Below are 18,566 nucleotides of genomic sequence, written 5' to 3'. Positions count from 1 at the left end.
AATGGCAACAATTATCTAATTAGCAAATGTCCTACTCTCAACGCATTCTTCAGCAAGGCAACCAACTTACTCGTCTCGCTCATCGCTCTAGATTTAGTGCAGTTTTAGATGCGATTGGTAGCGAAAAATATACACAGGCACTCGACTATGGCTGTGGCGATGGTTGGCTGCTTAAAAACGCTTATGAACGCGGCATCATCACCTCTGGATTTGGTGTCGATGTTGACCAGTCGGTACTATCTGCCAGTCAGGAAATATTCGCCGATATACCCAATTTTAATTTTTTCCATGTCCGCGACATTGCTGAAAAAATAACCCCTCACAGTTGCGATTTAATTTTTTGCACCGAAACCCTAGAACATGTAGATAATACAGAAAAAGCACTCGAGCGAATGCTCGAGTGCAGTAAACCTAATGCCAAAATGATTATTTCAGTGCCAATTGAATTAGGGCCATCGCTTTTAGTGAAGCAAGTTGGACGCTATTTAGCTAATCTTAAAGGTGAATATGGATATGAACGATATAGTCCAAGCGAATTATTTTCTGCCGCAATTCTCTGGGATACTAATAGTTTTCCCTCTTCTCACTCGTTAAACGAACCCAACAAAGCTCACAAGGGATTTGATTATAGAAAAATGGAAAAATTGCTACAGGATCAAGTAAAAATTGAGCGAATAATTTTCTCCCCTTTTCCCTGGTTTGGCAACCTGCTGAACAGCACGGTGATTTGGATTTGTAGAACTTAAATGTTGGGGTAAAATCTTATGTATGGCCTGAAACGAAATGTTAAAAATTTGGGTAAACGCCATCTGAGAAATCTGCTTGAATTTGGGCAAAAATTTGGAATTTCTATTCTGCCGGTTCATTTTTATTCAGAAGTTCCAGATTTGCAAGAACTTAGGAAAGAAGATTATTGGAAGCAACCCCACAGCATGTTCGGGGTGAATGGAAACGATCTCCAAAGTCAGCTTTCTTTTGTCAAAGAGTGCTGTAGCGAAGAATTGCAAGAGAGACTAAAGAAAGGAGATATATACGCTCATGCTTGTGCAGAAAATGGAGAACCAGGTTTTGGATTGGTAGAAGCTGATTTCTTGTTCTGCTTTATATACAGTAAGCGTCCAAAACGGATTATTCAAGTGGGTTGTGGCGTTTCCACATCTGTCATGCTGCTTGCCAGTCAGGAATCAGACTATAAACCGGAAATAATTTGCATTGAGCCTTACCCGACTGAGTTTTTGCAAAAATCTGACAAAATGGGTAAAATAACGCTAATTCCTGAGAAAGCTCAAAAAATTTCTTTAGATATTTTAACAAACTTGGGTGATGAAGGAATGCTGTTCATCGATTCCACTCATACCGTCAAACCAGGAAGTGAGGTGAATCGGTTGATTCTTGAAGTATTGCCAAGATTAAAACCAGGAAGTTTTGTTCACTTTCACGATATCTACTTTCCCTATGAATATAGCAGAGATATACTGAGCAAAGCTTTGTTTTTTCCCAATGAAACTGTTTTATTACATGCGTTTTTAATCAATAATAAAAATTCCTGCATCAAAGCATCACTGAGTATGCTGCATTATGCAAAAAAAGAAGAACTTCAAAAACTTCTTCCTAACTATGAGCCAGAAGCTAACGAATATGGCCTAGAAGTATCAGATGCAAGGGGTCACTTCCCTTCATCTGTATATCTCCAAGTTATATAGTAAATCAGACAGAACCACTGCATAAACATATAACTATAATGTTTAACTCAAAACTTAAAACTTAAAACGGTTGACACTCCCCGGTCTCTTGACGCGGGGATTCTTAAGAGATTTTTTAAGCCAGCCCCCAGCAGTGCGGTACAGTCCCCGCTTGACTCGCTTACCGCTGAATCGATATTCAGTCGGATTATCGGCATTGTAGGTCGGCAAACTATCACCATCCAACGCACTTGCTGATCGGTGTACGATTCTTCCTGCTCCTTAAACTGCAAGCCATAGCGCTCACAGAGCGATTGCAGTTTCAATCTCAGCAGGGAATGGGGAATCTGCACAAAGTTTTGATTGTTGCGCTTACCAATATTGATGTCTTGCTTCATGCCAGGATTGAAGCCGACAATCACGGTTCCAATCTGACTGGTAATGCAGAAATCAATCATGTATCGCGCCGCTTTGTTCAGATAGTCTCTGACTTGATTATTGCGCTTGCGAGTCAGCCTTGCTTGTCGCTCGGTTGTTCCTTTAATCCCCTGCAAATCTTTGATGCTTTGCAAATTGGCGTTGACCTTGTTGAACCACTGGTTAATTGCTTTGAGCGGTTTTCCATCCACGATAAAGGATGCCCCAGTATTACTAACACAAGTTGCCAGATTGTTCAGTCCCAAATCAATTGCAAGTGCTTGATTGGGGTCTACAGGTTGCGGTTCTGCTTCCTGCTCCACAATGTATTCGACTTCAAAAAATCTCGCATTGTATTTAGGCAGAATCCGAACTTCTTTGAGCTTCCTTCCTTGCAACCGCTCTGGAAACGGAATGCGAACCCTTGCGAATTGCTTTTTGAAAGCGTTCGACATCGGCACCTCAAAGAATCCGTCCTTCACTTTGATACGCGGCACGATCAACGGGAAATACCCGTCTTTGGGCAAGTATTTCGGCAATCGAATCTGCTCAAAGCGGTACAGTCCGTTTTTTGCTGCCTGAATCAACTTGAAGAACGAACGAAACGAGCGGTCTACCACTTTCAAGGTTTGTTGAGCGATATCAGTGTTGAGAAGCTGATAGTTCTCGTTCCCCTTGCAGTGGTGATAGTTCGATTCATATCGAAGATATTTCTGTTCAGAAAAATAGAACTGCCTAACCGAGTAAAGCCCTACGTTGTAGAGGTTTTTGCTCAGCCTGCACAGTTCTCTCAAAGCCGTGAATTCAGGCTTGCTGAGTCCGCGAATTTGGTTTTTCTGAGTCAGATACATAACAGTACTCTCGCTATATCTGATTAGATCAGCGAAAGTAGGGTAAAAGTGCAAGCGATGGTCTGCAAAGACTGTAGGCGGCTTTAGCCCCGCGCGTGTCGCTTTTGCTCCCAGGGCTGAAGCCACTGGGTTTCCAAGCTCCCGGAGGTTCTTTATGAGATTACCGGCAAAATACTGGATACCAGGGGGAGCGATCGCACTTGTAGTCGCGACCGAATTAACCCTCAGATTCGCCTTTGGCTTGGGAACGCCCGTTTTAGTCCAAGCCGATCCCCAAACCGGGTATCGATTTCAACCGAATCAAAAAGTATTTCGATTTGGCAAAAGAGTTGAGTACAACCAGTATTCTCAACGATCCGAACCTATTACACCCCAAAAGCCGTCGGGAAAACTGAGAATTTTGATGGTAGGAGACTCCGTGCTAAACGGCGGCAATCCTACCGATCAGAGTCAAACGATTACCGAATTATTTGCCGCAAAATTAGCTGCATCCGGGCAAAAAGCCGAAATTCTCAACGCCTCGGCTGGTTCTTGGGGCATTGGCAACCAATTAGGATATCTGCGGGAATTTGGTACGTTTAACGCCGATGCCGTAATCGTGCAAATCGGCACCCACGATCTGACTCAACCTACCAGCAATAGCAAAAGCGTTGGCAATCACCCGGCTTTTCCCACACAAGCGCCCCTCCTGGCAATTCAAGATGCTTGGACTCGCTATCTTTGGCCTGCCTTAGCTGGTAAATTAGGGCTTAACTCATCGGGAGCGGATTTTTCAGCTTCGCCTACGTCCCAAGATCCGGATCAACAGTATCAGCAAAACATGCAGCTGCTCAAAGAAATAGTAAAGTTAGTTCGCAGCCAGAATATAGCCGTTTTTGTCCTGTTCACGCCGAATCGGGACGATTTGATCCCCAAGGCTAACCAGCCCAAGTACAAATCCGAGTTTCTGCGCTTGTTGTTGACTTTGCAGGTTCCTATCATTGACTCTCATCAAGCCTGGTCAACCTTGCCCCCAACAAAGGTAGAATCCTACTTTCGAGATGAAGTCCATTTGAGCGTGGCAGGGAATGGTGCGATCGCCCTTGAGCTGTTTGGGCAACTTTGCATCCGTCGTCAGTTACCAGCTTGCGCTCGCTTAGGGCGTTCTCCTTCCCCAGGTAGTCGTTGAACAATCTTGCAGCAACGAGGGGTGTTTGGGAATGAGTTAATCGCGAGAAAAACGCCGATCTAGATCTATACAGTCTGTGGGGGTTAAAATCCGGAATCTTCACGCAAGACTTTGTAGTGACCTAAATAAAAGTTTCATTGCAGGTCACAGGCAGAAGCAGAAAGCTCCTCACCAACCCTGCCTTTGAAGCCCCAGATCTTTAAACCGGGGAGGATGGCAGCACCGGAGTTGGTTGAAAATCGTTGATCGTTGATTTTGTTTTTGACCTCGCAGAAACCTTTAGGGCATGATAATTGGGACTTTATAGGAGGGGGGTATAAATTGTACCAGTCCGCGACTCATAAGCAAGGTGGCATCGGCAATGATAAAGCTCAAAAACTACAGCCTTCGATTAGACTGTCGATTATTACCCAGTTTTATCCACCCGACTACGCCGCTACCGGACAGCTAATCGAAGAGCTAGCGATGCAGTTGAGGAATACTGGCGCTTACGTCCACATTTTTACAGGACAGCCTGGTTACGCCTTCCAAAAAAAATCAGCGCCAACCATCGAACGGAAAGACAAACTGCTGATTAGGCGATCGCGCGCCGCCAGACTTTGGCCTAAACGAATTCGCGGCAAAGCCATCAACGGCCTTTTATTTTGCCTGCGTTCGGCATTCCATTTACTCAAAAGCTGCTGGCGGGGCGATGTTTTGCTCCTCACCACCGCACCGCCGTTTTTACCGTTGCTGGGCTATTTAGCTCACCTGATCTTTAAGCTGCCCTACGTTTGTTTGCTCTACGACTTGTATCCCGATGTCGCCGTCGAACTGCAAGTCATCCCCGAAACGCACTGGATGGTTCGCTTTTGGCACCTCGTTAACCAAGAAATCTGGAAAAATTCCTCTGGGATCATCGTCCTCAGCCCCAGCATGGAAAAACGGATTTTGGCAAAATGCCCAGAGGTGGCTGACAAAATTGCCGTAATTCACAGTTGGGCCAATCCAGATTGGATCGTTCCCCTGCCAAAGCAAGCTAATTGGTTTGCCCACAAGCACAATTTAGTTGACAAATTTACCGTTCTCTACTCCGGCAACATGGGGCGCTGTCACGATATGGAGACGATCCTGGAAACGGCAAGTTTGCTGCGAAATGAGCCGATCCAATTTGTCTTCATCGGCGACGGTGCCAAGCGTAAAATTTGCCTGGAACAAGCCGAAACCTTGGGCTTGACCAATTGTTTATTTTTGCCTTATCAAGACAAACAATACCTTCCCTACTCTCTGACTGCTTGCGACTTGTCCTTAGTCAGCATCAGTCCGGGAATGGAAGGATTGGTTGCTCCCAGTAAGCTTTACGGTATCTTGGCAGCAGGGCGTCCGGTAGGGGTGATCTGTGAAGAACATTCCTATTTACGCCAGCTGATAGACGACGCCGATTGCGGTGCGGCTTTCCAGAATCATGATGCCCAGGGTCTAGCTGAGTATATTCGCCACTTGGCTAAAGATCCCGAACTGGCGCATCAGATGGGCAAAGCGGGGCGGCGCTACCTCAAATCAAACTTCACGTTGGAAATTATTGCTAGACAATATTCCCAAATGCTGTACCAAGCATTGCGCGACAATGTAGAACCGGAAGCTTCTATCGTCGTTGAGCAAGTGCAGTAGGTGAAGTACCCGCCGCTAAACGCTTCGCGTTATAGCGATGGACTTGCCGGCGGTCTAGTGAATCAAGATTCAGAGTGCGCTATTTTGATTCGGGGTTAAGGCGACTCATTTCCCAAGTGGTGTAAGTTCCTATGGGACTCCATATTATATAGGGAACTAGCAACAAAGCCGCCCACCCAGAAATTTGCCAAACTGTTAAGGTCAGCAAGACACCCAAAATGGCACCAACTCCCCCGACAATGGTGCCTGCTTGAAGACTGCGAAGCCTTAACATCACTGGATTGAATGCAACGATCGCAATTTCGACTAAAAGGTAAAAGCCCATCAGCAGCCAAGTTCTAGGGCTGCCTGGGTCTTTTTCCCAGACAATATAAGCAGACCAAGCACCGCAAATAAAAATAATCGTCCAAATAATGGGGATGGCAGGTTCAAAAGTTAGCCACTTGGGACGCTGCAAGCGTTTGAACCACTTTAGATCGTCCGGCGTCACCAAGTTACTACCCAGCGCCACTAAAAAAGTAACCGCGCCAATTACCATCCAGGATTTAATCATCTCCCTACCCGCTTCCTGCACCGCATCTGTTGCGATTGTGTCAGTTTCAGCAGCGAGTTTAATCAGTCGTTGGTGGGAATTGCGATCGCATCACACCGCGATCGCCTTTTAATCGCGAGTTTTTGAAGATGGCGAATTGGGATAAAAACTTTATCTATGCATGGGAAGATGCTTTCTTTTTCCTCAAAAGCCAACCGAAACCCAAAACGCTTAACCCAAAAACCGTACCTGGTTCTGGGACAGAAGTTGGAGGCGGGGTGGGAGTTGTACGCAACGAAAACCCCACTGTTCCACTACCGCTTCTATTCTTAAAAGGTTCGCTTAAATCTAGTGGGAGGTCATATCTAAAATCTCCTGCACTTTTTCCTCCTAGTATGTAGAAGTAAACCGAAAAAATACTGAAGTTAAACGAACTAAAATTTGAAAACGAGACAAGAGAAAGATCGCCCCCTCGCGGGATCAAATAACGCGGGAAGCCAGACGGATCTAAAACGGCTTCAGTGCCCGAAAATGTTAGAGGATAGCAAAACTGAATCCCAGCACGGCATCCGTCATATCGTAAATTAGATTTGGTATAAGTTTTCCCCGCAAAGTCAAAATTGAATTCTGTTACGTCAAAAACAGGAACCAGAGGACTTCTGAAAGAGGGAGAACTGTAATCAACCGGAAGACTTGTGGCAGAGGGAGAAGTGTCATCGTAGCTGAAAAAACCACTATATTGGTTGCCAAGTAACGGGCCATCAGTGATATTTACAGTGAAATCATAGGTGATAGTGGCAGCTTGAACTGAGGCAGTTTCCATCACAGCTAAGCTCAAGACTGTTCCAGCAGTCGCTAATGCTAATTTTTGGTAAATGCTGTTAGCCATACTTACTCCTTCACTTTGGGTTGATATCTGTCATTTGTGGATTTCATGCTTTGGTTATAGTGCGATCGCACACCCTACTCTGGCCAAAGCGAGCGCGAGTTTTTGAAGATGGCGAATTGGGATAAAAACTTTATCTATGCATGGGAAGATGCTTTCTTTTTCCTCAAAAGCCAACCGAAACCCAGCATACTTAGCCCAAAAACTGTACCAGGTTCTGGTACTGAAGTTGAGGTTGGTTGTTCACGCAATGTGTATTTCCAAGTTCCTGCACCCGAACTAATAATATTTGTAGGAACCCGAGCGAAGAACAGAAATGAAAAATTAGAGTTTGGATAGAAATTAATAAAATATGACCCACCCCCGAAGATACTACTATAGTCTGTCAAGTAAAATTTCACTTGATCGAGTTCTCCTCCTGGGAGGAAATATGCGGCATTATTCACAATAGGTCTAGGATTGGTAAATCTTAAGTAAGAAAAAGGAGGTTCTTGTGGTGCCCGCGAATTATTGTATACCACATCTTTTTCTCTGTAGGTTTTACCAAAAAAATCAAAACTGAAGTCTGACACCAGGAAATAAGGAATGTAACCGGCTCTAGTGAAACTGCTAGGTGCTGATTCATCGTAGCTGAAAAAACCACTATACTGGTTGCCCAACAACGAACCGCTAGTGATATTCACAGTAAAATCATAGGTGATAATAGCCGCATTTGCCGGGTGAGTGTCCATCACGGCTAAGCTTAAAACTGTTCCAGCAGTCGCTAATGCTAATTTTTGGTAGATTCTGTTAGCCATACTTATCTCCTTCAATTTGGGTTGATATCTGTCCTTTGTGGATTTCATGCTTTGGTTCTAGTGCGATCGCACACCTTATTCGCGCCACATAATCGCGAGTTTTTGAAGATGGCGAATTGGGATAAAAACTTTATCTATGCATGGGAAGATGCTTTCTTTTTCCTCAAAAGCCAGCCAAAACCCAACATACTTAGCCCAAAAACTGTACCAGGTTCCGGTACCGAAGTTGAGGGGAGTTGTTCACGCAATTTATACTTCCAAGTTCCTCCACCTTGACTAATAGTATTTTGAGGAAACTGATCGAAGAACCAAAAGAAAAACTTTTTATTTTCATATAAATTAATAATATATGACCCAATTCCGGCAGAATTATAATCTGTTACCAGAAATTTCACTTGATCGAGTTCTCCTCCGGGGACGAAATATGGGCGATTATCCGTAACTACTCTGGGATTGGTAAATGTTAGGTAAGAAAGAGGAGGAACCATTATAGACCGCACAGAGTAGCGCAAATCGCTTTCTGTGTAGGTTTTACCAAGAAACTCAAAACTGAAATCTGACGGCGCGAAATAAGGATATAAAAGTTCAGATACCCCGCTAGGTTCTGAATCATTGTAGCTGAAAAACCCTGTATATGAATTGCCTTTAAAATCACCGTTTGTAAGATTCACAGTGAAATCATAGGTGATAGTGGCAGCTTGAACTGAGGCAGTTTCCATCACAGCTAAGCTTAAAACTGTTCCAGCAGTCGCTAATGCTAATTTTTGGTAGATGCTGTTAGCCATACTTACTCCTTCACTTTGGGTTGATATCTGTCATTTGTGGATTTCATGCTTTGGTTATAGTGCGATCGCAGCACCTACTCGCGCCAAAGCGAGCGCGAGTTTTTGCAGATGGCGAATTGGGATAAAAACTTTATCTATGCATGGGAAGATGCTTTCTTTTTCCTCAAAAGCCAGCCAAAACCCAGCATACTTAGCCCAAAAATAGTACTGGGTTCCGGTACGGCAGTCGGCGGAGTTGTACGCAGCGAAACCGTTCCACTTCCACTTCCTATTGTGAAAGGTTCACCAGGGTTAAAAGGCAGTTGATAAGTAAAAGATAACCCAGTTGACGAGCCGAACAAAGTAAAGAAACCGGGAAAAGGAGGCCGGAAAGGATTAAATGTGGAAAATGCGAAACGAACAAGCTCACCCCCTCGCGGTATCAAAACCAGTCGCCCAGACGGGTCGGTAACGACTTCACCCCCTCTAAATTGTAAAGGAAGACTAGAGGGAAACACACGACCATCAATAAATAATTGAGAGGGGGTATTAGTTCTTTGCGGGAAGTCAAAATTGAATTCTGTTACGTCGAAAAAAGGAAGAAGTAGACCACCTGCACCAGAGGGAGAAGCGTCATCGTAGCTGAAAAAACCACTATATTGGTTGCCAAGTAACGGGCCATCAGTGATATTTACAGTGAAATCATAGGTGATAGTGGCAGCTTGAACTGAGGCAGTTTCCATCACAGCTAAGCTCAAGACTGTTCCAGCAGTCGCTAATGCTAATTTTTGGTAGATGCTGTTAGCCATACTTACTCCTTCACTTTGGCTCGCTCTCTGTCCCAATCAATTTCCCACTTTAGGTAGATGCCGAATGTATCTTATGCAATCGGCGCTCAGTATGAGCTTTCACACATCCAGCATCTTGATGTCAATAGTAAAAACCCTGATGTTAATTATCAAGATTTTTTCGGCATTTTCATCGAAAATTCACAAATCAGGGTGTTTTATCAAGGAAATAAAAAGAAGTGCTAAGGCAACAGCTAGGAGAATTTCCAACCTGTTCTCTCCTTACGTATTTATACGGATATAACTTGTAGCCTCGCGATTGAAATCGCGGCTACAAAAACAAAACCCGCCTGGGCGGGTGATGAAAGACTTCGCTCCTACCCCCTTCACCTACAGGACTTACGCAAATCACCTTTGTTTCTCTGAAAAATAGTCGGTTTGGTAACTAACTCAAGTTGCTAGTTATCTCATAAATAGAAGCGAATGGCTAATGGTTAATGGCGAGATTGGTAAAAATCCTATATTAGCAATTAGCAAGCTTGCAATTAGCAATTAGCAACGCCCTTGTTTATAACTAGCAATTTGCGTTAGGATAATAATATTATTCTTCGCCGAACCAATCTCGGATTTTCTGTTTCGCTTGCTGTTTCACTTCATCGTTAATATACATTGCTACAGTCCCTATAGCGGCTAGCAATACGCCCAAATCGTCTGTATATCCCACAACGGGAAAAATATCGGGAACCGCATCAACTGGAAATACAAAATATGCTAATGCTCCCAAGATAACCGTTCTTGCCCACACAGGTACTTTGGGATTTTGAAGGGCATAGTAAAGTAACAAAGCTTTTTCTACGACTTCCTTCCCCGCTACTAAAGCAAAATTTTTCAGCTTTTCCCAGAAACTTTCTTCCGAATAAGTTAATGGCTCGTCTAGATTAGTTGTTGTTCCTTTTGGATCGATTAAATTCAGAGGAATACCAGCCGCTTTGAGCTTATCGACAGCAGCCTTTACATATTTGAACCCCGGTTTTTTATCCTCGCCTTGTCGAAGTTCTCTAATAGTTTGAATAAACTCCTCTATCGCCTTTACTTGAGCGTCTGAAATCCTTAGTTCTTTTTTCGCTAATTCAAGCGCCTGTTTTTCTTCCGGTTTGATAGCATTTCCTACCCAAGCAATGTTGATCAGAAAAAACATCACGCCTAAGCGCAGAATATCTTCGGATTCACTGAGGTTTTTCAAACACTCGTCTAATGCTGGGGGTGTGGTGACATAAGTTTGGATTTGATTTTTTACAGAGTCGGATAATTGAGCGAAGTCTATATTCTTAAAAATTAGATTAAGTTCTTCAATATCCACCGCTCCATCTGCTGCCGCTATAGCAAACAAGGCTCCATAAAAAGCTAGGCTTTCGGTTTCAGGCAATTTGGCAAAAATATTTGGCTTAAACATGATAATTACCTATGGCAGTCGTTAGAGTAAGGATTGCCCACCTACTAGCTTAACTGAATAGGCTGAAATTCGGGTTGTTTTTGGCAATCCCTGTTTGGATTTGAACCGCCATAGACCCAGAGGACACCAAGCAAGGAGAGCGCTCGTACTTCGCTGTGCGAGCGCTCAGTTAAAGTAGTTGTAGGACGACGAAATATGGGAAAAAATACTTCACAGTTTCTAGGACTTGCAAATGCCTATTTTTCCTATATTTCGACTAACCTTACCTGGAGTAAATATCAAGCTACGACGCGAAAGCTTGCGGACAGAGAACCGCTAGGTGGAACCCGCGATTTTGGAAATTGCCAGCAGAGTCGGTAGTCGTAATAAATACGCCGTTGGGGTTACCAGCTCGCCCAACTACGGTGATTTGACCAGTCTGTTCGATATCAAAAGTGGCGGAAGAACCGATGGTGGCAATGTACGCACCGCGAGTCACGTCACGGCTAAAAATTACTTCGTAAAAACCCGTGCCTAAGTTTGCTGAGGAGACAGCAAAGAGTCCGCGCGCGAGAGTGCCATCGGCATTGACAACTGCGAACAATTGTTCCGGACCTGGGTTGTCAGGAGATGCTGCTGCAATTGCCATTTCCGATACTTCTTGGTTCGGCATCAGGTTGGTTTTCATTTCTAATTCTATAGTCACGATTTATCTCCTTTTGTAAGTCAATTGGTTGTTTTTGTTTGCAGTCAGTCTTAAACAGCTAAAGCTTAAGCGCCGTTTCAAATTTGTCACCAACTAGATAATATTCTTTAACTTTTAAGACTAACTATTTCTTCTCTATGTATAACTGTTAATCCAATTAGCTGACAGTCGCTTTTTTGTGTTAAACACATTTGGGGTAGCTCAATTGAGTGTCACTTATTTATGCGACATTTGTTTCTGGCTTGCTCTGTTTGGATTTGCACCGCGTTCGCTATCAGCTAGAGGCAGCAATAATGCAATCGGAGGGTTGAGGCTTTTAGAGCGATCCTAGCGAGCGCACTTTATTGCACGCTGTCGGTATTAAGGTCAATTTGATTGATTCAAATCAAGGACTTTGTCAGACTGATTTTGGAAAGCAATCGCAAATTTAGATGATTTTTTTATCGGCACCACCCAATAGTCTATTGAATAGCGAAGCTGCAATTTTTTTACGTCTTCATCTTCAAGTTCGTTATAGAGGTCACGCAGTTTTCTTCTAGCCTTCAAATGATTCAGTCCATCTTCGGTAATGTCGAGGCCAAGTGCATTAAGACGTTCTGCCCAAACTTCTACAAATGGTCTATCCCAAAGCATTGCGGCAGCATCATTCCAATTTACGAAAACTGAACGTTTCGCCAGAGCGCGAAAATAAGTCCAATCACCCCAATTGGGCGGATTAAGAAATACGGCATCTTTAGAAGTCTTCAACCTTGCCCAATCGGCAAGTTGTTCGTAAACGTATGATGGTCTGCCAATAAGTGCATCTTTTATATTGCCAGTCTTCGCTAATTCCCTCCCAAAGTTTGTCACCCCTATCAACAGAATTAAAAGTGTTATAGCTAAATAAAAATACTTATAATCTTCCATGCCAAGGATAAAGTACCTGACTGGTTTTAGGAGGACAGCAATCAGGAAAAATCCAATAATATAAATAATATAGGATTCAACCATAGGATGCAAAATTATAATGCTTGCAGCAAAAGCTACTGCGTAAATATACCGCCGTTGACTACTTCGATTTTCTTCAATTCCAATCCCACAGATGGAAACTAGGGCAGTTCCCGCGATGCAATACCACAAATCAGTACCTCTTACCGGATGCATCACCAGCATAGACGGCGACTTTGCCACATAAGCTGCTAAGACTGCATAAAGCAACCAAATTACGCTAACTAAAGTGGCGATTGTGACAAATTTAAATAGTTTCTCTAGCTTGTGCTTATTTTTGTAGACTAGAGCAACAACTATAAAAAGTAAAACAGCAAACAGAGCAATGCCTTTTGGACTCCAGACATGGGGATAAAAGTGGAAGGGGTAAAACAACTTACAAGCAATCAGCCACAAATCGTTATTAGTAGAACTGCGGCTGAAGGCAGATAAAGTATGCAGTATAGCTGGAGAAGCTAATAGTAAAAATAACGCAAAGGCGGCGAGCCACTTCTTCCATTCCTGCCGGTAATTTACATCCACAAGAAAGAATGCCCCGCAATAGGTTATTGCATAAACTCCATACATACTATTCAAATTAAAACCAATGGATAACCAAATAGCCCATGCAATTGGGCGAGCCTTATAGAATGATGAAATTGCCAGTAAGAAAAACGGAATTGATAAGCCAGTTTGCTCAAGATAACTCGTTACTATTGTGCCTTCTCCAAGAATTGGTTTTACCCCCACTGCGAACATAGCCATTGCCCCAAAAGTAGCCAGCAAAGAATTCGGCACAAAGGTTTTGGCAAGATTTCCGGCAGCGTAGAGTAATAAGATTTTTTCTAGCAAAAAAAGGCATAAAAATAATGGCTCTAGCGGTATATACCGATTAGCCAGAGCCACTAAAGGCCACAATTGAGAAGAATAGTTAGGTAGGGTAGCTACAAATGGATCGTTGGGATAAAGCGAAGAGTCATTGAGTAAGTTTACTAGGGGTATTTGTAGGGATTGGTTAGCGTAATAAATATAGTATCTGTTAATTAAAAATGAACTTATTAGCAATGTTAAAAATGTCAATAAGTAAAAAATATTAGGACGAAATAAAGTAATTTTACTTTTTTCAAAAATTACTTGTGCAGGTTGCTTAACTGGCATAATTCCTTCTTATCAGCTAGGTGCTAAGTTGGACTGGAGCAGAGAGTTCAAGTCTCGCTGCCCATGTTATAGCTCAATATTGATGTAACCGCAAATAGTTATAAGGTCAAATATAGTGAATTAACTAAGAAGGCAAACTTTTCGCAGTTGGAGCGATCGCATTCCCTCACAATAGCAGATGCGCCGACTCGTTCCCTAAAGTTTGGTAAAGCAACCCCACCGGGATATTGACGGCTGTCCCCAATCCCGCTATGCTCTCTGTTTAAGGTTGCTTTAGTTTAACGACAGCAGCCCGTGTCCGCCAAAAATCTAGTATCGCTGCCCAATGCCGCGGGAACGGCAAAGGACAGCTTGACCGCCAAACTGTGAACGCAGCCTGGAGGCTAATTGAGAATTTTAACATTTCTCTGTAGCCACCCTGCTTTGCGCTGCCTGCGGGGTGGCTAGATTTTTTGGTTTCAAATCCAAAAAACAGGAGAATATATCATGGCAGAAGAGTTTTTGTCGGACTCTACCGGATCTGCACGTCCTAATTCTGACGCAGGAGAACCGGAACGGGAAAAGGTGGAATTTATGATTATCAGTTCCCGCGAGGGGGTGATGGCAGAAATCCGCAAGTTTTACGCAATGGGATTTGCGGAAGTGGATGAGTGGAGTCGCTTGACACCAGTACCCAATTCGGAGCGGGTGATGACTATTCTGGTTCGCTACCGGAAATTAGGATCTACCGATTCATCGACTCGGAAGTCGGGACGGTAATTTGTAGGTAAACTGACATCTTGCACCGATAGACTTTGGCGGGCAATACTACCCACCCCACAAGAAAAATTAATCATTAATCTCTTGTGGGATGGGCGTCTCGCCCGTCCGGAGATTTTATATCATGTCCGCGAGAGATCAGTTGTGTATAGTTGATTGTGCGAAAAAGCGTTTTTTCTCCCCCAGCTCCCCCATCCCCTTTGCTCCCCCAGCTCTCCAAACGCAACCGATGCAACCGGACACGATATTAGGTGCAAGTTGATGTTTGTTATGCTAGAGTCAATAAGATTTCGGGGAGTATTGATTTGCCAAAGCAAGAGCAATCTGACACGGCAATATTTCTCTGTCAATTGCTTTCAAATTTGGCTCAACCAATCAACGTATTTCGTTATGCTCAAAAGTTGAAAACGCTCTATATCCAAGCAGGAGTAGCTGATAGAATTGCAATTGTAATTGATGAAAATGGAGATTGGAACTTTGTCTTATGAAACAAGACTTTGAGCAAATGACGAATGCTGAATTGAAGCAATACCTTTCAGCACATAGGAATGATGAGGAGGCGTTTCGGGCAGCATTGCAAGTCCTGATTGGTCGCTGCGATCCTAATACACGCCAACCTTATCCTTTCAAACTGGCTAATCCCGAAAGCGAAGTAGAAGCCATTTTGCGAGAAAAACTGAATGCCAGCCAACAATAGGAGAAATTCACTGCGATCGCCTGTCACCAACGTTTCGGTCAGTAGGGCGATCGCTTTTTAATTTGAACCGCGTTAGCGAAGCGATTCAAGGGTAGCGAATTAGACGGGAAGATCGCGAAGGAAAGCGATCGCATCACGCTGCAATTAATGATGTATCTTCTTGCCAAGTTAGTAAAGTATCGAGTTTTCCTGATTCTGTAAAGGTTCTAGCTGCTAGCAAGCATCGCAGCAAGTCTACACACATTTTGGCTGGATATTCGCTTTCTTGTCCGCCTACAACCAGTGCTTGTATTTCATCAGATTTTGATAAATCGACTAAAGTATAGAATTTGATGTTATCGAAGGTTACAGTAACAACATATTTCCCCGATTGACCGCCGCCAATTGACATGTATGTTTCGTCATCTGTTCCCAAGGTGACTAAAGTTTTAGTTTTGCCATCTAATTCGCGAATCGCTGTTTCTATTTGATGCCAATTTGGGTTGTCGATTAAGCTACCTTCATCCTTATTGCCAATCCAGTTTTCTACTGTCATATCTGACACAAACATTCAGCCTTTCTATTTAGATCTACCAGTACGTTCTTTTGCCTTATCATAAGCTGGGTCGTGTTCGGCAAAACTGACTACGTATACCCGTTTAGGTGCTGGGGATTCGTAAACGCGATACACCAGTCGATAGGAAATCCCCCCAAAGTCTATGTCTAGGGTAGGGAAATCGTTCAAACGTCCTTTGAGATTGTGATTGGGATACCCTCGACAGTCGTAAGGATCTTCACATAGTATCGGACGATAATCTTCGCTGAAAGCAGTTCTAAGTTCTTCTGGAAGTGCTGGTAAATCTTCACTCATGACCAGCGGGTGAGTCTGGAAAATATATTTAGATTTAGTAGCCAATCCGCCTCCAAAGTTAAATTAATTGGGATTGGAATCTGATTTTTGAGCCGCCAGTTTCTCAACATTTTGATTGAACTGGGTCACTGTCATTATTTTCCAGCCTTGTTGCCTCAAAGCTTCAATCTCCGGGGCAAATTCTTCATCGTCTTCAACAATGGTAATTGCTTCAGTCGGATCGTCAGGGTAGACTGTGACAGGCCAAGTTTGATCGGGGATTTGGAGTGCTGCTTCTGCTACTCTGATGGTGCGGCGCAATAAGTCTTGGTGCGCTTTGCGATCGCTTGGTGCTACCTCCAATTCCATCGCCAGACTGTTGACAAGGTATTCCAAGTCTTTCAGCACAGTCTCTAGGGGATGCTGTGTTATTTTTTCTGCCTGTGGCGTGCTTAATTCAGACATCGCTTTATGCCTGCTACTGTTCCAACTATCTTAACTGAGTTAATGGGGGGAGAGCGATCGCATGAGCGATCTGAACCGCGAAGACGCGATAGCGAAGCGAAACGCTTTCTTCGTTTTAGGGCGCGAAGAAGAAGGAGAAGACGGGAGCGATCGCTTTTTAATTTGAACCGCTCCAGGCGCGACATTCCGCAGAGGAGGAAGAGGAGGGAGAGGAGGGAGAGCGATCGCGCTTTGATTTATAGCGGTTTGCAGCTGTATGAGGTACAGCTTGTCTGGTTGATTTGCCAATCGTTAGGTGTAGGGACACGGCATCTACAATATTGTCTGCAAGGGCATTGTATTGTGGACGCCGTGTCCCTACAAGCCATGTACCTCACTCGCTTGAAATCCCCTATAAACCGCAGATGCAGGCAGATCAACGCAATTCCCATTGTGAATTAACAGTTGCTTGCGGCTGTCTGAACTATCCGTATGTTTCCGCAGGTACGGACAGCAGTGAGTGTTTTTACGGTTACAGTGTACCTAAGTACAGCGGCGAGGGTAAAAGCCCACTCTTTTGTCCTATTAAGTTGATAACTTTACAAAAACTTAAAAAAGCAGCCCCTTTGAATGAAGATTATAAAAAGTTTATCTGAATAAAAATTCAGTGAAAGCGCGATTGATAATTTTTTTTTATAAACTAATTTATATTTAATTGCATCTGATTATTGAATCTGACAAACATGGGTTGAATTAACTCATGAAGTAGTCATCAAATTAATGCAATTTAGGGCGTGCCAAGTGTATAAATTTAACTTCGCATTCCCAACAAAAATACAGCCCAACTCGGTTAAAAGGAAAGTCCATGACAAGTCCATCTGTTTTCGGAATTAATCTCAATTCCATACATTATCAAGCGCAAGGTAACAAGTTTGTCGCCGCCAACAACGATCCTAATTATTTGTGGTGTACTGAATTCGCTTATGGTCGAGCGATGGAAAAGGGATTGTTTCGGAACAACCAAGGAATCGGAGCGCCAATTCGGGGTAATGCGGGTTTCTGGGATGATAATGTAGGCTCAAGCAATTGGGGCCGCGAAGTTCGAGCTAACAGTATTGTTGTTTGGGACCCGAATCAAGGTGGAGCTGGTAGTGTAGGTCATGTTGCATTTGTTGAGCGAGTCAATTCAGATGGTTCATTTACCATCTCAGAAGCGAATTGGGGTAGTGCCAGAGGAACGTTTAACTCGCGCACTATTACTCCCGGCAGCAATGCGTTTAACACAGCTAAATTTATTTATGGTTCAGGCATTAGTTTTCCTCCTCCTCCTATCAGGGGAACTGAAGGTAACGATCGCATTAGTGGGGATTCCGGTAACAACACTTTAGAAGGTTTGGGAGGAAATGACACCTTGTATGGTGAAGCTGGTAACGATGTCGTATTGGGTGGCGCTGGAAATGATTACCTTGATGGTTATGCCAGTTATCGCAATACTGAATTTGACACTTTAACAGGTGGTTCTGGCGTAGATACTTTTGCTCTTGGTAATACAAGGCAGGGAGCATTCTACCAAGGCGAAGGTCACGCAGTCATTACGGATTACTCATTTCGAGATGACTATATCCAACTTCGAGGAAGCGCCAGCGGCTACAGGTTGGCTGTTAGTGGTTCAGACACGTTAATTTACCTCAACAATAGCAACGATCTGATTGGTATTGTGAAGGGAGTAACAGACATGAGTCTAACCGCAAGACCAGGAAGGGTAGATTTTACGTTTGTATAACCAGAAACCCGACTTCGCGCGAGAATACGCCCCCCTTATTTTATAGCCCGCGCAGGCGGGCTTTGTTTGTGTAGCCCCACCCTTAAGGGTGGGGATAAAAAAAAGGATGTTGGAAGCAAAATTTTATAGCCCGCGCAGGCGGGCTTTGTTTGTGTAGCCCCACCCTTAAGGGTGGGGATAAAAAAAAGGATGTTGGAAGCAAAATTTTATAGACCGCGCAGGCGGGCTTTGTTTGTGTAGCCCCACCCTTAAGGGTG

General features: G+C 43.7%; 19 protein-coding genes and 1 pseudogene. 8 read left to right on the top strand and 12 right to left on the bottom strand.

What is annotated here, in order from left to right; genetic code table 11:
• Positions 1 to 26: 26 nt before the first annotated feature.
• Both MiSe_RS25985 and MiSe_RS25980 read left to right on the top strand, forming a co-directional pair.
• Positions 27 to 746, top strand: a complete 720-nt coding sequence (locus tag MiSe_RS25985) for a class I SAM-dependent methyltransferase (RefSeq protein ID WP_226586108.1) — start codon at positions 27 to 29, stop codon at positions 744 to 746.
• A gap of 18 nt (positions 747 to 764) precedes the next feature.
• Positions 765 to 1,703 (top strand): class I SAM-dependent methyltransferase, encoded by a 939-nt coding sequence (locus MiSe_RS25980; protein WP_226586107.1) that lies wholly within the window; start codon positions 765 to 767, stop codon positions 1,701 to 1,703.
• 54 nt (positions 1,704 to 1,757) lie between these two features.
• On the opposite strand, the pseudogene MiSe_RS25975 reads toward MiSe_RS25980, so the two are convergent.
• A pseudogene (locus tag MiSe_RS25975) lies at positions 1,758 to 2,950 on the bottom strand (RNA-guided endonuclease InsQ/TnpB family protein).
• A 154-nt stretch (positions 2,951 to 3,104) separates the two neighbouring features.
• Between MiSe_RS25975 and MiSe_RS25970 the strand changes: the two are divergent.
• Positions 3,105 to 4,118: an SGNH/GDSL hydrolase family protein gene (locus MiSe_RS25970; protein WP_226586105.1), complete on the top strand. Its 1,014-nt coding sequence runs from the start codon at positions 3,105 to 3,107 to the stop codon at positions 4,116 to 4,118.
• Between the two features lie 354 nt (positions 4,119 to 4,472).
• On the top strand, positions 4,473 to 5,768 hold the full coding sequence (locus tag MiSe_RS25965) for a glycosyltransferase family 4 protein (RefSeq protein ID WP_226586132.1): 1,296 nt from the start codon (positions 4,473 to 4,475) through the stop codon (positions 5,766 to 5,768).
• A 79-nt stretch (positions 5,769 to 5,847) separates the two neighbouring features.
• On the opposite strand, the gene MiSe_RS25960 is transcribed toward MiSe_RS25965, so the two are convergent.
• The 8 genes from MiSe_RS25960 to MiSe_RS25925 form a co-directional block, all read right to left on the bottom strand.
• Positions 5,848 to 6,321, bottom strand: coding sequence for a TspO/MBR family protein (locus tag MiSe_RS25960; protein ID WP_226586104.1), 474 nt, complete (start codon positions 6,319 to 6,321; stop codon positions 5,848 to 5,850).
• A gap of 154 nt (positions 6,322 to 6,475) precedes the next feature.
• Positions 6,476 to 7,189: a PEP-CTERM sorting domain-containing protein gene (locus tag MiSe_RS25955; RefSeq protein ID WP_226586103.1), complete on the bottom strand. Its 714-nt coding sequence runs from the start codon at positions 7,187 to 7,189 to the stop codon at positions 6,476 to 6,478.
• A gap of 134 nt (positions 7,190 to 7,323) precedes the next feature.
• Complete coding sequence (locus tag MiSe_RS25950) at positions 7,324 to 7,983, bottom strand: PEP-CTERM sorting domain-containing protein (RefSeq protein ID WP_226586102.1); 660 nt, start codon at positions 7,981 to 7,983, stop codon at positions 7,324 to 7,326.
• A gap of 134 nt (positions 7,984 to 8,117) precedes the next feature.
• Complete coding sequence (locus MiSe_RS25945; protein ID WP_226586101.1) at positions 8,118 to 8,768, bottom strand: PEP-CTERM sorting domain-containing protein; 651 nt, start codon at positions 8,766 to 8,768, stop codon at positions 8,118 to 8,120.
• Positions 8,769 to 8,902: 134 nt separating this feature from the next.
• On the bottom strand, positions 8,903 to 9,556 hold the full coding sequence (locus MiSe_RS25940) for a PEP-CTERM sorting domain-containing protein (RefSeq protein ID WP_226586100.1): 654 nt from the start codon (positions 9,554 to 9,556) through the stop codon (positions 8,903 to 8,905).
• Positions 9,557 to 10,136: 580 nt separating this feature from the next.
• The gene (locus tag MiSe_RS25935) at positions 10,137 to 10,988 is read right to left on the bottom strand and encodes a YkvA family protein (RefSeq protein WP_226586099.1); all 852 of its coding nucleotides are present in this window, start codon (positions 10,986 to 10,988) and stop codon (positions 10,137 to 10,139) included.
• A 283-nt stretch (positions 10,989 to 11,271) separates the two neighbouring features.
• On the bottom strand, positions 11,272 to 11,673 hold the full coding sequence (locus MiSe_RS25930; RefSeq protein ID WP_226586098.1) for a hypothetical protein: 402 nt from the start codon (positions 11,671 to 11,673) through the stop codon (positions 11,272 to 11,274).
• A 366-nt stretch (positions 11,674 to 12,039) separates the two neighbouring features.
• Entirely contained in the window at positions 12,040 to 13,797 is a 1,758-nt protein-coding gene (locus MiSe_RS25925) for a DUF6798 domain-containing protein (protein WP_226586097.1), read from the bottom strand.
• 486 nt (positions 13,798 to 14,283) lie between these two features.
• On the opposite strand from MiSe_RS25925, the gene MiSe_RS25920 reads away from it, so the two are divergent.
• The 3 genes from MiSe_RS25920 (at position 14,284) to MiSe_RS25910 (ending at position 15,253) form a co-directional block, all read left to right on the top strand.
• Complete coding sequence (locus MiSe_RS25920) at positions 14,284 to 14,556, top strand: hypothetical protein (RefSeq protein ID WP_226586096.1); 273 nt, start codon at positions 14,284 to 14,286, stop codon at positions 14,554 to 14,556.
• A gap of 305 nt (positions 14,557 to 14,861) precedes the next feature.
• Positions 14,862 to 15,044 (top strand): DUF6888 family protein, encoded by a 183-nt coding sequence (locus MiSe_RS25915; RefSeq protein WP_226586095.1) that lies wholly within the window; start codon positions 14,862 to 14,864, stop codon positions 15,042 to 15,044.
• The gene (locus MiSe_RS25910) at positions 15,041 to 15,253 is read left to right on the top strand and encodes a DUF6887 family protein (RefSeq protein WP_226586094.1); all 213 of its coding nucleotides are present in this window, start codon (positions 15,041 to 15,043) and stop codon (positions 15,251 to 15,253) included. The genes MiSe_RS25915 and MiSe_RS25910 overlap by 4 nt, the downstream gene beginning before the upstream one ends.
• Before the next feature lie 133 nt (positions 15,254 to 15,386).
• On the opposite strand, the gene MiSe_RS25905 is transcribed toward MiSe_RS25910, so the two are convergent.
• Genes MiSe_RS25905 through MiSe_RS25895 form a run of 3 tightly spaced genes read right to left on the bottom strand, consistent with a single transcriptional unit; the run spans position 15,387 to position 16,547 of the window.
• Positions 15,387 to 15,803 (bottom strand): Imm1 family immunity protein, encoded by a 417-nt coding sequence (locus tag MiSe_RS25905; protein WP_226586093.1) that lies wholly within the window; start codon positions 15,801 to 15,803, stop codon positions 15,387 to 15,389.
• Positions 15,804 to 15,812: 9 nt separating this feature from the next.
• Entirely contained in the window at positions 15,813 to 16,148 is a 336-nt protein-coding gene (locus MiSe_RS25900; protein ID WP_226586092.1) for a hypothetical protein, read from the bottom strand.
• An 18-nt stretch (positions 16,149 to 16,166) separates the two neighbouring features.
• Entirely contained in the window at positions 16,167 to 16,547 is a 381-nt protein-coding gene (locus MiSe_RS25895; protein ID WP_226586091.1) for a hypothetical protein, read from the bottom strand.
• Between the two features lie 844 nt (positions 16,548 to 17,391).
• Here MiSe_RS25895 and MiSe_RS52185 point away from each other — a divergent pair.
• Entirely contained in the window at positions 17,392 to 18,309 is a 918-nt protein-coding gene (locus MiSe_RS52185) for a CHAP domain-containing protein (protein WP_307731538.1), read from the top strand.
• The last annotated feature ends 257 nt before the right edge of the window (positions 18,310 to 18,566 follow it).

This window comes from Microseira wollei NIES-4236 (assembly GCF_020521235.1).
GTDB lineage: Bacteria > Cyanobacteriota > Cyanobacteriia > Cyanobacteriales > Aerosakkonemataceae > Microseira > Microseira wollei.
Note: the sequence above shows the minus strand (reverse complement) of the source record. Positions and strands in the feature narration are given on the sequence as shown.